This window comes from Mesorhizobium sp. B1-1-1, from assembly GCF_006442955.1.
GTDB lineage: Bacteria > Pseudomonadota > Alphaproteobacteria > Rhizobiales > Rhizobiaceae > Mesorhizobium.
Genome location: NZ_VFWW01000005.1, coordinates 173557 through 187283, shown reverse-complemented (window position 1 = coordinate 187283; position 13727 = coordinate 173557). Strand labels below are relative to the sequence as shown.

The following is a 13727-nucleotide window of genomic DNA, read 5'->3' as shown; positions in this document are numbered from 1 at the left end:
GAAGGGGTCACCAACGCCGAGCCACGGGAGCCCTATTCCATGACCACCTTCCTCTTCGACGGCGACGACACAGCTCCCGTCACCATCCTGCTCGCGCATGGCGCCGGCGCGTCGATGGATTCTCCTTCGATGACCGCCACCGCCAAGGCGCTGGCGGCAGTAGGCTTTCAGGTCGCGCGGTTCGAGTTCCACTATATGGCGTCCCGCCGCTATGGCCACCGCAAGCCGCCGCCGCGCGCCGAGACAGTGAACCCGGAATACATCAAGGCGATCGCCGACCTCAGGGCGAGGGGCGTGACCGGGACGTTGATCATCGGCGGCAAATCGATGGGCGGTCGCGTCGCCTCGATGGTGGCGGACGAGATGTTTGCCAGGGGCGAAATCTCGGGCCTGCTTTGCCTCGGCTATCCCTTCCACCCGCCCGGCAAGCCCGAGCAGTTGCGGACCAAGCATCTGGCCGGGTTGACGATACCGACGCTGATCTTCCAGGGCACGCGCGACGAGTTCGGCACGCCCGACGAGGTTGCCGGCTATGGGCTCTCCGACAGCATCGAGATCGTATGGTTGGAGGATGGCGATCACGATCTGAAGCCGCGCAAGAGCATCTCAGGGTTTTCGACCGCCGATCATCTGAAGACGCTGGCCGAAACGGTGAAGGCTTGGACGGGCAAGCTCGTCTCTTGACCCGCCGATGAAAATCGCCTCCTTCAACATCAATAACGTCAACAGCCGACTGAAGAATCTGCTGACCTGGCTGGCGGCGGCAAGACCCGATGTCGTCTGCCTGCAGGAGTTGAAGGCGCGCGATATGCAGTTTCCGCGCACTGCCCTGGCCGATGCCGGCTACGGCGCGGTGTGGAAGGGGGAGCCGACCTGGAACGGCGTCGCCATACTGGCGCGGGGCGCCGAGCCGGTGCTGACGCGCGATGTGCTGCCCGGCGACGATGCCGACAGGCAGAGCCGCTACATCGAGGCGGCGGTGAACGGAATCGTCATCGGCTGCCTGTACGCGCCGAACGGCAACCCGCAGCCGGGGCCGAAATTCCAGTACAAGCTCGCCTGGCATGACAGGTTCGCCGCGCATGCGGCACAACTGCTCGACACCGGCCTGCCGGTGGTGCTGGCGGGCGACTACAACATCGTGCCCGAGCCGCGCGATATCTATGCCACGCGCTCCTACGACGATAACGCGCTGGTACAGCCGGAAAGCCGGGCAGCCTTTGCCGCGCTCATCGAGCAAGGCTGGACGGACGCACTGCGCAAGGTCTACCCCAAAGAGACGCTCTACACCTTCTGGGATTACCGGCGGAACCGCTGGCCGCGCGATGCGGGCTTGCGGCTCGACCATATCCTCCTGTCGAAGAAGCTCGCCCGCAAGCTCAAGGCTGCCGGCATCGACCGCGACGTGCGCGGTGAGGACGGCGCCAGCGACCACGCGCCGGTGTGGGTGGAGTTGCGGTGAGGGGCGGCGTTTGACGAAGCAGAATGCCCGCTCTCTTTTTCTCCGCCCTTCGGCGACAGCGACCATACAGTATACGGCGCAGAGTAAAATACGGCTCCCTAGCAGTAGACAGTCATTCTGATGGAATTGCCGTGCTTTTGCGTCCGCAAAAGCTCCACTTTCGATTGGGCGAAACTCGTTGAAGAATCCGAAGCTTACCGCTAGCCTCGGTACGGGTGGTCGGAAGAGTGTACGTGGGGTGGAATGTTCGGGTCACTGGAAAAGCTCAAGCAACGGCTGTTGCGGCCGCCGCATGCCTATAGGCCGACGACAGAGTCATTCCCCGACATTGACGTCCAGCGCATTGCAACAGATATGCGGCTTGCGGAGAAAGGCGAGAAGCGGGGCAGGGAGAATCTGCCTCAAAGCGACGACCTACCTTACGATGCCGTTGAAAACGATGTCATCGAATTGGTCGGAGCCGCCCAGAAACAATCCCACGATCATCTTGAGAACCAACTTGCGGGGTTCAGGCAGCGTCTCATCGACCTCGACTTTGAATCGCGCTTTGCCAATATAAAAGCGGCATCCACGGCTGGTCTCTCCGACTTGAAAGCCGAATTGCAGATGGGGATCGATGATCTGCATGGGCTGCGGCGCGATCTGAAGGAGGCAGAGTCCTGGCATCGTGATTTCAAGGATCAGAACGGGCTTCGCCGGCCCTGCAAGAAGACCACGGCCATCGGTACCACGTTGAAATGGCTCTTTGTGGTGGCGCTGGTGATGGCAGAGCTCGTCATCAATGGCGAACTGCTTGCAAAGCGAAACGAGCTCGGGCTGGTCGGCGGCATCGTCGAGGCGCTGATCTTCGCGATTCTCAATGTCGGCGTCGCGCTGATGTTCGCCCTCTATGGCGTGCGCGAGATCGCGCATCGCTCGATTTTCCGTAAGTTTGTCGGCATTCTCGCCATCGCGGCCTATATCGGCGCAGCGATTGCCATCAATCTTGGTCTGGCGCATTACCGCGAGGTTGCCGGAACGATCGCGACCAATGGCGACGAGGTGATGCGACGCTTGCTAAGCGCGCCATTCGCGCTGAACGAATTTCGCTCCTGGATACTCTTCTTCCTCGGTGTGATGTTTTCACTCTTTGCCCTGATCGATGGGCTCAGCATGCGTGACACTTATCCAGGCTACGCCACGGTTGATCACCGGCTTGACGAGGCGCGGGCAAATTATCGAAACAAGCGGCAAGGCCTGATCGGCGAGCTTTCCGATGTTCGCAGTGGTTATGAGGACGAACTCGCCGATGCGCGCGCCGACCTCAGCAAGCAGCGGACAGAACACGATGCGATCGTGGCCCATCGCTCTCGGTTGGTTGGGCTGTTCGACGCCCACCAAGCTCAGCTTGAACGTGCCGCAAACAGCCTGTTCCGAATCTACAGGGACGCCAACATCGCTGTACGCACGACACCCGCGCCGGAGCGCTTTTCGCGGCCATACCAACTCGGCCGCATCGGCGTCCAGTATTTCCGCGACGGGGAATGGAACAGCGACGAATTGCAAGCTTCCATCAAGGATGCGCAAGGCGACCTCGACAAGATGCTGGTCGCCTTGGGTGAACAGTTCGAGGCTGCGTTGAAGCAGTATCGCGAACTGGATGTGCTGGTGCCTGAAGCCCAATGAGCGGTCGACGGTCCCGGCGCTCGCCTTCCAACCTTGTCAACTGGGGCTGGATTATTCTATTCGCGCTCGGCCTCATTGCCGCCGCGATAGGCTTTACCTACGTCTATGTCTCGGCGCGCTCGCAACTCGTCGAACTTGACGATCGGCTTTGCCCGGTCGTCGGAGCTGCGTCGCAAACCATCATCCTGATCGATACCACGGATGCAATCGCTGACGTCACCAAACTGAACATCCAGACCCTGCTGCGCGATACCGCCTCCGGCATCCAGCGCGGTGGCTTGCTCGAGATCAGGGCCCTTACATCAGCGGTACCCTATACGAAAGAACTCTTCTCGCTGTGCAACCCCGGCAATGGCGGCGACCTCAGTGCTTTCACCGGCAATGCGGCGCTGGCGCGAGAGCGTTGGCAAGCGGGATTCGGCCAGCCGCTGCTGGTTGCGCTTGAAAAAGCGGTCGAGGCAAACAAGGCCGACAGCTCGCCGATCATGGCCGGCATTCAGTCGATAGCCGTCAGCCATCTGGTCGCCCAGAAAACGCGTGCGGTCCCCTCGCGGCTGATTGTCGTTTCGGACATGTTCGAGAATACCGAATTCTTCTCTCACTACCGCGGCGCCACAGATTTCGATGCCTTCAAAAAGTCGCCCGCGGCAAACCGCTTCGCTACGGATCTCGCTGGCAGCGATGTGTCGATCTGGCTCATACGCCGGGCGAAGTCGCCCGTCGACAGCGTCGCGTTGATGGCATTCTGGCAGCAGTGGATTGATTACAATCACGGCGTTTTCAGCTCTGCCAAGTCGTTGCAAGGAGTTGAAGGGTGAGGCGGCCGCGCGTGGCCAGCCGGCAGTTGGACGCTGCGGCGCCACTGGTCTTTATCGTTTTTACCGGCCTGGGCGCCGCCTACATAGTCGTGGCCAAATCGCTTTCCGTGTCGGCATTCGTCGTTACCTTCGTGCCGATCGCGCTGATGATGGGCTACGCGGCGATGATCATGATCGCGCGCGGGCTCCGGCTGCGCGACGACCAAACCGGGGACAACTTCTACTATATGGGCTTCATCTTCACGCTCACCAGCCTCGCCGTTTCGCTTTACCAGTATGGAGGCGGTGGCGCAGTCGACGAGATCGTGCGCAATTTCGGCATCGCGGTTGCCTCCACCATCGCCGGCATTGCATTTCGCATCGTCTTCAATCAGCTCCGACGCGACCCCATGGAAGTGGAACGCGTGTCACGTCTCGAGCTCGCAGAAGCATCCCGCAAGGTGCGCCGGGAACTCGATGGCATCCTGAGCGAGATGAACCATTTCCAACGCTCCAACCAGCAGATGCTGCAAGAGGGCTATCACGAGATACGAACGCAAGTGGAAACCTCGGCGAAATCCCTGGTCCAGTCTCTGGACCTGCTCGCCAAGGAAGCTTCCGAGCACATCAGGGCATCCTCGCTGGCGATGCAGAGCGGAATAGACACCAAGGAGCTGCGGGGCGGCATCGACCAGACAGCCAAGGCAGTTCACGATATCAACGCCATCCTGACCAGCGCCAGCACGCAGATTGCGACCGCGACACAGATGATGGCCGACAAGCTCGCTGGCATGTCGACACCCGACAAGGTCATCGAGGTTCGGCTGGAGCCGGTCGTGGCCGGTTTGCAGCGGGCGATCGAAACCGCCATGAGCGATTTCTCTTCCCGTCTTGGCGATGTGGCGGAGCTTCGGCGCGGGCTGGAACAGTCCACGGCGGAAGCGCTTCGGGCCAGCGATGTGCTCGACAAACTTGCGGCGACATTTGAGGGTTATGATCGAGCGCCGACGCGGCAGGGTCTATTCAGACGGCTCTGGCGTGGCGGCTAAAGCGCGTTGCATGGTCAGTGTGGGACGATGCCGATGAAGATGCCTTGCTCGCTTATCGCCGAAGGGGAACGCGGCCATCGCCGAGGCGTGGTGCTTGGGCTCACAATGGCCGAGCTTCTCCTCCTTCTGCTTTTCTGCCTCCTTCTGGTCTCGGCCAGCATCGCACAGCGAAAGGATGAGAGGATCGCCGAGCTGCAGGCCTCCGCGAACCTGGACATCACGGTGAGCCAGCTTGCCGACATGCGTGCCGAACTGGCGCGCCTGCAGGCGCTGTTTCCAAAAGCGGCGCTTCCGTTGCCGCCAGCCAACTGGACCGAGCTCGTGGCGGCCAAAGCGGTGATCGACGGGCTTACGGAAAAGGGCATCGATGCCGCGCCGACGTCAGATCCGACGCTGCGGAAATTGCTGCTCGAAATCAGCGAAGCCAAAGCCGCCGACCCCCGTCTGCTGGACCGACTTGAAAAGACGCTCTCGGCCTCCAACGACAGGAGCGCGGACGCTGAATCGTCGATGCAGTGGCCGCCGATGATAACGTTGAGCGACGACGGCTATACATTTGAACGTGGCAGCGCTGCTCTCACCGACGCGTTCCGGGCTCGTTTGCAGACCAAGGTCACGGACGACGTTCTGTCTTTGCTGACACGCTACAAAGTCGATGTCGTCGAGATCGTCGGTCACACGGATGAGCAGAAAATCAATCCGGCCAAGCCGTCCAACCTCGATGCGGTTGCGATCTCGGCGATGAACGGAGCCAGCGCTATCAGCGATTTGACCCCGGCCGACAATGCGGGGCTGGGGCTCTCGCGCGCTATCGCGGTAGCGAACGCGCTGATCCAGACGGGACGGCTGGGCAGTGTGAAGATCATTCCGTTGTCAGCGGCACAGCTCGTAATGCCGGGAGACATTATCGCCGACGGCAGCCACGTTGGCGATGTTCGGGAACGCCGGCGTATCGAGATTCGGGTACGACGGTCCTCGGACGGCGGCACCAATTAACGCGGTGATCGCGCGATTCAGCCTGCTTGGCGGTATCGACAACGACGCCCTTGTTTTTGACCGCAGCGCTTTTTCGCAATCGCGTGGCCTGGGTCGCAAAGCCTTCGCGTCGCTTCGCTCCCGCTGCACCGAGGGATCGACGAACGGCGCCCAACTACCCCAGCCACCACCATAGCGCCGCGATCACCGCGATAACGGCCGCCACGCTTAGCGCCAGCATCATGTAGGAGCCCTTGATGATGTCGGCGATGATCTTCTTGATGGCCTCGCGGTCGTTGAGATTGGGGAAGGGCTCGTTCGGTTGCGCCACGTCGAGGAAGTGGCAGAGCGGGGCCCAGCCTTCGCTGACCTTGAACACCAGCAGCTTTTCCGGCGGCACCGCCGCCTTCACTTCCTCGACATAGGCGTTGTAGCGCTCCACGGCCTTGGCGCGGTTGCCCATGACGCCGGCTAGCGTGCGGCCCCAGATCAGCCTGCGTGACATGTCGCCGAATTTCCGGCCGAACGGCGTCAGCCATTCCAGGATCTTGAACTGCCAGACATTCTCGGTGAAGTAGATCGTGTCGATGGTGCTCTCGTACCAGGCTTCCGCGCCGCGCGGGTGCAAGGTGAGCAGCACCTTGGCGTCGGGATAGGCGGCCATCAGTTCGCGCCACACGCAGCAGCCTGGATTGTCGACCGTCGCCTTGTAATTGCCGAACACCCGGCTCCAGTCCTGCTGCGTGCCGGGCGGGCTGTTGGCCACCTTGCGCCAGAAATCGAGATGGCCCTTGTTGGCCTTGTTCAGGATCACTTCCTGCATGTGGTAGCAGGGCAGGCCGAGCCTGTTCAGCGCGACGAAGGTCGACCATGTACCGGTGCGCCCGAAGCCGGCCCCGATCAGCGTGAGCGTCATTTGTTCCCCCGACCAAACCAAGGCCGCGTGCTCGCGCCAAAAAAGGACGCCGCGGCAACCCTAGGCATGCCCTGCGCGACAAGGACGCCGCGCTGCAGGATCGATTTGCTCGCTTGCATCGATCTGCTGGCAACACGTTGCGCCCCGGCCGGCATTTGCGCAACAGATTTCTATGGGGTCTGTGTGAGAGGACCGCTGTTGACGTCGGACGATGATAGAAGAAGACGCATTGCCGTCTTGGACGGCGCGGAGCGGATCGGCGCGATATCCACGCCTCCAGGTGAGACGTTGCCGTCATCGACGCTTTCGCAAAATCAAACGGAGGGCGGGCAGCGCCGCTGCCCGCCCTCGCAGCTCACTCAGCCGCGAGCTTGTCCTGCGTGTTCGTATCGAAGTCGCTGGCGTCGTGACGTTCGTGCAGCTGCATCGCGGGTTCGCCGAATGCGCGGTTGACCATGCGGCCACGCTTGACCGCGGGGCGCTCGTCGATCGCCTTCGCCCACCGCTGCACGTTCTTGTAATCCTGCACCGAAAGGAACTCGCCGGAATCATTGTACATGCGGCCGAGCGCCAGTCCGCCATACCAGGGCCAGACCGCCATGTCGGCGATCGAGTAGCCGGCGCCGGAAAGATATTCGGTTTCGGCCAGGCGGCGGTCGAGCACGTCGAGCTGGCGCTTGGTTTCCATGGCAAAGCGGTCGATGGCGTATTCGATCTTGGTCGGCGCGTACGCATAGAAATGACCGAAGCCGCCGCCGAGATAAGGGGCAGAGCCCATCTGCCAGAACAGCCAGGACAGGGTCTCGGCGCGCGCCGGCTGGTCGGTCGGCAGGAACTCGCCGAACTTTTCGGCGAGATAGGTGAGGATCGAACCGGACTCGAAGACGCGGATGGGCGTGGCGCCGCTGCGGTCCATCAGTGCGGGGATCTTGGAGTTCGGATTGACCTCGACGAAGCCGCTGCCGAACTGGTCGCCATCGTTGATCCTGATCAGCCAGGCGTCGTATTCGGCGCCCTTGTGGCCAAGCGCCAGCAGTTCCTCCAGCATGATCGTCACCTTGACGCCGTTCGGCGTCGCCAGCGAATAGAGCTGCAACGGGTGCTTGCCCACCGGCAGCACCTTGTCATGCGTCGGGCCGGCGATCGGGCGGTTGATGCTGGCGAAGGCGCCGCCGCTCGGCTTGTTCCAGGTCCATACTTTCGGCGGAGTGTATTCGGTCATCGCGGGGCCTCGTATTGTGGGGAGAGACAGGTTGGAAGCGGGACTGGCAGTTGCACCTACAGCTAGGGCTGCAAACGGGAAAGTTCAACTTGCGTTGAACTATTGTCAATGACCATGCCTCTCATCTTCCCTTTGGGCTTCGAAAGGATGGAGGGATGCCCCCCAACCCCTTGCGCCTTGGTTCGCGTGCCATACCTATAGGAACGTGACCCCCAAGCCCGTCCAGGACAAGAGCATGCCCATCAATCCCAACAGACGCTCCGTCGTTGCGGTGCGCGCCACCATTCCAGACGATGCCTTCACTGCCGGGGCATTGGGCACGCTGCGCGAAGGCAGCGGCGTCGTTATCCGCGAGAATGGGTTGGTGCTGACCATCGGCTATCTCATTACCGAGGCGGAAGAGGTGTGGCTTACGACCCATGACGGCCGCGTCGTGCCGGCGCATGCGCTGGCCTACGACCAGGAATCGGGCTTTGGCCTGGTTCAGGCGCTGGCGCCGCTTGGCCTGCCGGCGGTGGCGCTGGGCGACGCCGGCAGGGCCAGGATCGGGGATAGCGTGGTGCTCGCCGACGGCATCGGCCAGTCGGTTCAGGCCAGGATCGTCACCAAGCAGGAATTCGCCGGCTATTGGGAATATCTGCTCGAGGAAGCGATCTTCATCGCGCCGGCGCATCCTTCCTGGGGCGGCGCGGCGCTGTTCGATGCAAAGGGCGCGCTGCTCGGCGTCGGGTCGCTGCGCCTGCAGATGAGCCGCAACGGCGAGGTCGCCGATATCAACATGGTGGTGCCGATCGACCTGTTGCCGCCGATCCTCGACGATCTCCTGACGCGCGGCCAGGTGGCGCGGCCGCCACGGCCATGGCTCGGCGCCCTCTCGGCCGAAAGCGACGGCCGGGTGGTGGTGATGAGCGTGACCGAAGGCGGTCCGGCCGCCAAGGCGGGCCTGCGCGAGGGCGACGTCATCTCCGACATACGAGACGGCGCGGTCGACGGGCTGGCCGATTTCTATCGCAAGCTATGGGACAGCGGTTCGGCCGGCGCCGAGATCCCGATGCGGGTCCTGCGCGACGGCCGTGAAACCTGGCTGCGCGTCAAATCCGCCGATCGCGACAGTTTCCTGAAGAAGCCGCAGTTGCAGTGAGCGCGTTACCTTCTCGACAGCAGAGAAGGAAAGCCTTCAGCCCAGTCCAAAGAAAAGCCGCCGTCGCTTGCGCGAGGGCGGCTTTTTCCTGGGAGGACGTCAAGAAGAAGACGATCAAGAGATTCAAGATACCGTTCTATCTCCTTGTTCGGGCTTGAGAAGATCAAGCCGCGGCCTTGTGCTTCCTGACGTGGGTGTGCTTGCGTACAGGCTTCTTCACATGCCGGCTGGCGTGCTTGCGATGCGACCGCATTGATGGCAAACGAAATGCCAAGCAGGGCACTCATCCATCCGGTCGGACGTCGTTGCATTTTCAGGACCATCCCTTTGCGTTGCGCCGCGAGCGGTTCCGGCCGCCGCGGGGGTGGTTATCGCAGCACCGCTTTTCTCCAGTTTTTCCCGGACGTTGAATCTTGTTCTAAAGTGTGTCTGGAGGGCGCTTCTCCCTCCTCCGCTGTGGGAAGACGTAAGAGCGCTGCGCCCGCTGCGGCGCTTCTGCCTCTTTCCCCGCCGCTGTCATTCGCGTATGGGCCGGGGCAACTCCCGCACCCTCACATCAGCCTCCCGGACCACTCATGATCAGACTTGAAAACATCGGCAAGCAGAACGGCCGTCAGCTTGTCTTCATCGAGGCGTCAGCCGCCTTGCAGAAAGGCGAAAAGGTCGGGCTCGTCGGCCCCAACGGCGCCGGCAAGACAACACTGTTTCGCATGATCACCGGGCAGGAACAGCCCGACGAGGGCCAGGTGCAGGTCGATCGCGGCGTCACGATCGGCTATTTCAGCCAGGATGTCGGCGATATGGACGGCCGTAGCGCGGTGGCCGAAGTGATGAACGGCGCCGGGCCGGTGAGCGAAGTGGCGGCCGAGATGGCGGCGCTGGAGGCGGGTATGGCTGATCCCGACCAGGCGGACCGGATGGACGAGATCATCGAACGCTATGGCGAGGCGCAGCACCGCTTCGAGGAACTCGACGGCTATGCGCTCGACGGCCGGGCGCGGGAAGTGCTCGACGGTCTCGGTTTCTCGCAGGAGATGATGGACGGTGACGTGGGAAAACTCTCCGGCGGCTGGAAGATGCGCGTGGCGCTGGCGCGCATTCTGCTGATGCGGCCCGACGCCATGCTGCTCGACGAGCCGAGCAACCATCTCGACCTGGAAAGCCTGATCTGGCTCGAGCAGTTCCTGAAGAATTATGACGGCGCGCTCCTGATGACCTCGCATGACCGCGAGTTCATGAACCGTATCGTCAACAAGGTGGTGGAGATCGATGGCGGTTCGCTCACCGCCTATTCCGGCAATTACGAATTCTACCAGCAGCAGCGCGCGATCGCGGACAAGCAGCAGCAGGCGCAGTTCGAGCGCCAGCAGGCGATGCTGGCCAAGGAGATCGCCTTTATCGAACGGTTCAAGGCGCGCGCGTCGCATGCGGCCCAGGTGCAGAGCCGGGTGAAGAAGCTCGACAAGATCGATCGCGTCGAGCCGCCGAAGCGCCGCCAAACGGTGAATTTCGAGTTCCAGCCGGCGCCGCGCTGCGGCGAGGACGTCGTGACATTGAAGAACGTCCACAAGGCCTATGGCAGCCGTTCGATCTACGAAGGGCTCGACTTCCAGGTCCGCCGCCGCGAGCGCTGGTGCATCATGGGCGTCAATGGCGCGGGCAAATCGACGTTGTTGAAGTTGGTGGCCGGAGCCTCAGATCCCGACCAGGGTTCGGTGGCGCGCGGGCCTAGCGTGAAAATGGGCTATTTCGCCCAGCATGCCATGGAACTGCTCGACGGCGAGCGCACCGTGTTCCAGACGCTGGAGGACAATTTTCCGCAGGCCGGCCAGGCGCCGCTTCGGGCGCTTGCCGGCTGCTTCGGTTTTTCCGGCGACGAGATCGAGAAGAAGTGCCGGGTGCTTTCGGGCGGCGAAAAGGCGCGGCTGGTGATGGCGCTGATGCTGTTCGACCCGCCCAACCTCCTGGTGCTGGACGAGCCGACCAACCATCTCGACATCGTCACCAAGCAGATGCTGATCGAGGCGCTGTCGCAGTATGAGGGCACCATGTTGTTCGTCTCGCACGACCGCCATTTCCTCGCGGCGCTGTCCAATCGCGTGCTGGAACTGACGCCGGATGGCATCCACACCTATGGCGGCGGCTACACCGAATATGTCGAGCGCACCGGGCAGGAGGCACCGGGGCTGAGGGGATAAGCACAGAGGCTACTCTCCGGAAGCGGCCGTGGAACGCTACGCCGTCATTTCCGAAAAGAGCCAATCGCGAAAAGCCTTCACCTTGCGCCGGCGGACCGCGTCCGGAGGGTAGACCAGGTAGAAGCTGGAAACCGATTTCAGCGCGTGGCCGAAAGGGCGGACAAGCCTTCCGGTGGCGAGGTCGGCCGCCACGAGCATGGTCCGGCCAAGTACCACGCCTTCACCTTGCACGGCCGATTCGACGGCGAAAGTGGCGGAATCGAAGGTAATCCCGCTCCGCGGATCCACGCCTTCCACTCCCGCGCTGGACAGCCAGGCCGCCCAGCCGATCGGGAAACCATCATGGATCAGCGTGTGGTGCCTGAGATCGTCGGGCTTCTCCAGCGGCCAGGCGCCCTGCATGAGCCTCGGGCTACACACTGGAAACACCTCCTCGCCAGTGAGGAATTCCGATGTGAGACCCGGATAGTTTCCGGCGCCATAGCGGATGGCGACGTCGATGCCGTCGCCAAGGAAATTGGTCAACCTGCCCGTCGTCGAAATCCTGACGTCGATGTCGCCATGCGCGCGATGAAAGCGATAGAGCCGCGGCACCAGCCATTTTCCCGCGAAGCCGTCGGAGGTGGAGACGTTCAATGTCGAGCCCGAATGGGCGGCCGTCGCCGATTGGGTGGCGGCCGCGAGCTGGTCGAGCATCTCGTGGACCGCCCTCGCATAGGGCTCGCCCACGGCGGTGAGGCGCACCGAGCGCGTCGCGCGCTCGAACAAAAGCACGCCGAGCTGTTCCTCAAGGTGCTTGATCGCCCGGCTGACGGCGCCGTGCGTGACGTTGAGCTCGTCGGCTGCCCTGGAGAAATTCAAATGCCGCGCGGCGGCCTCGAAGGCCGGCAGCGCGTTGAGTGGGGGAAGTCTGCGGATCATGGCCAATCTGTGAGATTTGATCACAAATCCTTGCCAAAGTTTGGATTGTCTGTCCAGCGCATGCTGGACAGAATGCTCGCAGGATTTGTGATCAAACGTCACGAGAGCAGCATGGCTACCGTTCACCCCTTCCTCTGGTTCAATCTCAACGCCGAAGAGGCGCGCGACTTCTATCTGTCTGTGTTCAAGAATGGCCGGGCGCTTGAGGCGATCGAATTCACCGATTTCGTCGGCGGCACGAATAAAACGGTGCCGCACGCGATCTTCGACTTCGAGCTCGAGGGCCAGCGCTTCACCGCGCTCAATGCCGGCTCGATGCCGCCGTTCAATGAGCGGATCTCGCTCTACATCGAGACCAAGGACCAGGCCGAGACAGATTATTACTGGAACGCGCTGACGGCGGGCGGCGGCGCTGAAAAGCCTTGCGGCTGGCTGAGGGACAAATTCGGCGTCTACTGGCAGGTGATCCCCGAAGCGGCGCTGCGCCTGATGAACGACCCGGACCGCGACAAGGCGGGGCGGGCGCGGCAGGCGACGTACAAGATGAGCAAGATCATTGTCGCCGACATTGAGGCGGCCCACGCCGGCAAGGCGTAATCCAGCAGTCCATCCTGAAGACGGAGGTTCCCATGGCATCGCTCAAAGGCAAGAGAATTATTGTCGTCGGAGGCAGTTCCGGCATAGGGCTCGGCGTAGCGGCAGCCGCGCTGGAGCGCGGCGCGGAGCTGGTGATCGTCGGCCGCTCGGGCGAAAAGCTCAAGGCCGCGGAACGGGCGCTCGGCCCAGGCGGTCGCGTGCGAAGCCTTTCGGCTGATATGACGAAGGAAGCGGACATTGCCCGGATGTTCGACGAAACCGGTGCCTTCGACCACCTCGTCTCGACGGCCGGCACGCCGCCGCCCAACGACCCGATCGGCCAGACCGACATGGACTACGTGCGGCGCTTCGTCGACAACAAGCTGATCGGCGCCGTGATGCTCGCCAAACATGGCGTGCGCACGCTGAAAGCCGGAGGGTCGATGACCTTTACATCAGGCATCAACAAGGACCGCCCGCCGGTTCCCGGAGGCTCGGTTGTTTCCGCGATCGCCGGTTCATTCAGCTATTTCGCCCGGGCGCTGGCGCTGGAGCTGGCCCCGACGCGCGTCAATATCGTGTCGCCGGGATGGGTCGACACGCCGATGTGGGACGAACTCGTCGGTGAGGCCAAATCCGGTTTTTTCGCCGGCATAGCCGCCCGCCTGCCCGCGAGAAAGGTCGCTACGCCCGCCGACGTCGCCCCTGCCTATCTCTACCTCATGGAAAGCGAATTCACGACCGGCGAGACGATCCGCATCGATGGCGGACAGAACCTGATCTAGTTGGCATCGCAGGGTCGTCA

Annotated in this window: 14 protein-coding genes; 10 read left to right on the top strand and 4 right to left on the bottom strand. The window is 62.4% G+C overall.

Annotated features, from left to right (window positions below; genetic code table 11):
* Positions 1–39 precede the first annotated feature (39 nt).
* From FJ986_RS11705 to FJ986_RS11680, 6 genes are all read left to right on the top strand, one after another.
* Positions 40–684, top strand: coding sequence for an alpha/beta family hydrolase (locus FJ986_RS11705; protein ID WP_140565353.1), 645 nt, complete (start codon positions 40–42; stop codon positions 682–684).
* A gap of 7 nt (positions 685–691) precedes the next feature.
* Positions 692–1462, top strand: coding sequence for an exodeoxyribonuclease III (locus FJ986_RS11700; RefSeq protein ID WP_140622913.1), 771 nt, complete (start codon positions 692–694; stop codon positions 1460–1462).
* Positions 1463–1705: 243 nt separating this feature from the next.
* Positions 1706–3127, top strand: coding sequence for a hypothetical protein (locus FJ986_RS11695; protein WP_140671033.1), 1422 nt, complete (start codon positions 1706–1708; stop codon positions 3125–3127).
* On the top strand, positions 3124–3945 hold the full coding sequence (locus tag FJ986_RS11690) for a hypothetical protein (RefSeq protein WP_140499048.1): 822 nt from the start codon (positions 3124–3126) through the stop codon (positions 3943–3945). Before FJ986_RS11695 ends, FJ986_RS11690 begins: the two co-directional genes overlap by 4 nt.
* Positions 3942–4973: a hypothetical protein gene (locus FJ986_RS11685; RefSeq protein ID WP_140499046.1), complete on the top strand. Its 1032-nt coding sequence runs from the start codon at positions 3942–3944 to the stop codon at positions 4971–4973. Before FJ986_RS11690 ends, FJ986_RS11685 begins: the two co-directional genes overlap by 4 nt.
* 105 nt (positions 4974–5078) lie before the next feature.
* Positions 5079–5969 carry an OmpA family protein gene (locus FJ986_RS11680; RefSeq protein WP_181181871.1) on the top strand — a complete coding sequence of 297 codons (891 nt, stop codon included), beginning with the start codon at positions 5079–5081 and terminating at the stop codon, positions 5967–5969.
* Positions 5970–6123: 154 nt separating this feature from the next.
* Here FJ986_RS11680 and FJ986_RS11675 read toward each other — a convergent pair whose 3' ends face one another.
* Together FJ986_RS11675 and yghU are read right to left on the bottom strand one after the other, a co-directional pair.
* Positions 6124–6864, bottom strand: coding sequence for a sulfotransferase family protein (locus FJ986_RS11675; RefSeq protein ID WP_140582500.1), 741 nt, complete (start codon positions 6862–6864; stop codon positions 6124–6126).
* A gap of 355 nt (positions 6865–7219) precedes the next feature.
* Positions 7220–8086, bottom strand: a complete 867-nt coding sequence (gene yghU / locus FJ986_RS11670) for a glutathione-dependent disulfide-bond oxidoreductase (RefSeq protein ID WP_140499040.1) — start codon at positions 8084–8086, stop codon at positions 7220–7222.
* Between the two features lie 235 nt (positions 8087–8321).
* Between yghU and FJ986_RS11665 the strand changes: the two genes are divergently transcribed.
* On the top strand, positions 8322–9227 hold the full coding sequence (locus FJ986_RS11665; protein WP_140582497.1) for a S1C family serine protease: 906 nt from the start codon (positions 8322–8324) through the stop codon (positions 9225–9227).
* Positions 9228–9232: 5 nt separating this feature from the next.
* Here the strand turns inward: FJ986_RS11665 and FJ986_RS11660 are convergent, their stop codons facing one another.
* Positions 9233–9514, bottom strand: coding sequence for a hypothetical protein (locus FJ986_RS11660; protein ID WP_140582494.1), 282 nt, complete (start codon positions 9512–9514; stop codon positions 9233–9235).
* Between the two features lie 288 nt (positions 9515–9802).
* Between FJ986_RS11660 and FJ986_RS11655 the strand changes: the two genes are divergently transcribed.
* Positions 9803–11425: an ABC-F family ATP-binding cassette domain-containing protein gene (locus FJ986_RS11655; RefSeq protein ID WP_140565326.1), complete on the top strand. Its 1623-nt coding sequence runs from the start codon at positions 9803–9805 to the stop codon at positions 11423–11425.
* A gap of 36 nt (positions 11426–11461) precedes the next feature.
* Here the strand turns inward: FJ986_RS11655 and gcvA are convergent, their stop codons facing one another.
* Complete coding sequence (gcvA, locus tag FJ986_RS11650) at positions 11462–12346, bottom strand: transcriptional regulator GcvA (RefSeq protein WP_140499030.1); 885 nt, start codon at positions 12344–12346, stop codon at positions 11462–11464.
* Positions 12347–12457: 111 nt separating this feature from the next.
* Here gcvA and FJ986_RS11645 point away from each other — a divergent pair, with 111 nt between their 5' ends.
* Both FJ986_RS11645 and FJ986_RS11640 read left to right on the top strand, forming a co-directional pair.
* Positions 12458–12943: a VOC family protein gene (locus tag FJ986_RS11645; protein ID WP_140582491.1), complete on the top strand. Its 486-nt coding sequence runs from the start codon at positions 12458–12460 to the stop codon at positions 12941–12943.
* A 32-nt stretch (positions 12944–12975) separates the two neighbouring features.
* Positions 12976–13707 carry an SDR family oxidoreductase gene (locus FJ986_RS11640; RefSeq protein WP_140582489.1) on the top strand — a complete coding sequence of 244 codons (732 nt, stop codon included), beginning with the start codon at positions 12976–12978 and terminating at the stop codon, positions 13705–13707.
* The last annotated feature ends 20 nt before the right edge of the window (positions 13708–13727 follow it).

Coding starts and splice junctions, on each gene's coding strand:
- FJ986_RS11705 (WP_140565353.1), top strand. CDS start 40: ATGACCACCTTCCTCTTCGACGGCGACGACACAGCTCCCGTCACCATC.
- FJ986_RS11700 (WP_140622913.1), top strand. CDS start 692: ATGAAAATCGCCTCCTTCAACATCAATAACGTCAACAGCCGACTGAAG.
- FJ986_RS11695 (WP_140671033.1), top strand. CDS start 1,706: ATGTTCGGGTCACTGGAAAAGCTCAAGCAACGGCTGTTGCGGCCGCCG.
- FJ986_RS11690 (WP_140499048.1), top strand. CDS start 3,124: ATGAGCGGTCGACGGTCCCGGCGCTCGCCTTCCAACCTTGTCAACTGG.
- FJ986_RS11680 (WP_181181871.1), top strand. CDS start 5,079: ATGGCCGAGCTTCTCCTCCTTCTGCTTTTCTGCCTCCTTCTGGTCTCG.
- FJ986_RS11675 (WP_140582500.1), bottom strand. CDS start 6,864: ATGACGCTCACGCTGATCGGGGCCGGCTTCGGGCGCACCGGTACATGG.
- yghU (WP_140499040.1), bottom strand. CDS start 8,086: ATGACCGAATACACTCCGCCGAAAGTATGGACCTGGAACAAGCCGAGC.
- FJ986_RS11665 (WP_140582497.1), top strand. CDS start 8,322: ATGCCCATCAATCCCAACAGACGCTCCGTCGTTGCGGTGCGCGCCACC.
- FJ986_RS11660 (WP_140582494.1), bottom strand. CDS start 9,514: ATGAGTGCCCTGCTTGGCATTTCGTTTGCCATCAATGCGGTCGCATCG.
- FJ986_RS11655 (WP_140565326.1), top strand. CDS start 9,803: ATGATCAGACTTGAAAACATCGGCAAGCAGAACGGCCGTCAGCTTGTC.
- gcvA (WP_140499030.1), bottom strand. CDS start 12,346: ATGATCCGCAGACTTCCCCCACTCAACGCGCTGCCGGCCTTCGAGGCC.
- FJ986_RS11645 (WP_140582491.1), top strand. CDS start 12,458: ATGGCTACCGTTCACCCCTTCCTCTGGTTCAATCTCAACGCCGAAGAG.
- FJ986_RS11640 (WP_140582489.1), top strand. CDS start 12,976: ATGGCATCGCTCAAAGGCAAGAGAATTATTGTCGTCGGAGGCAGTTCC.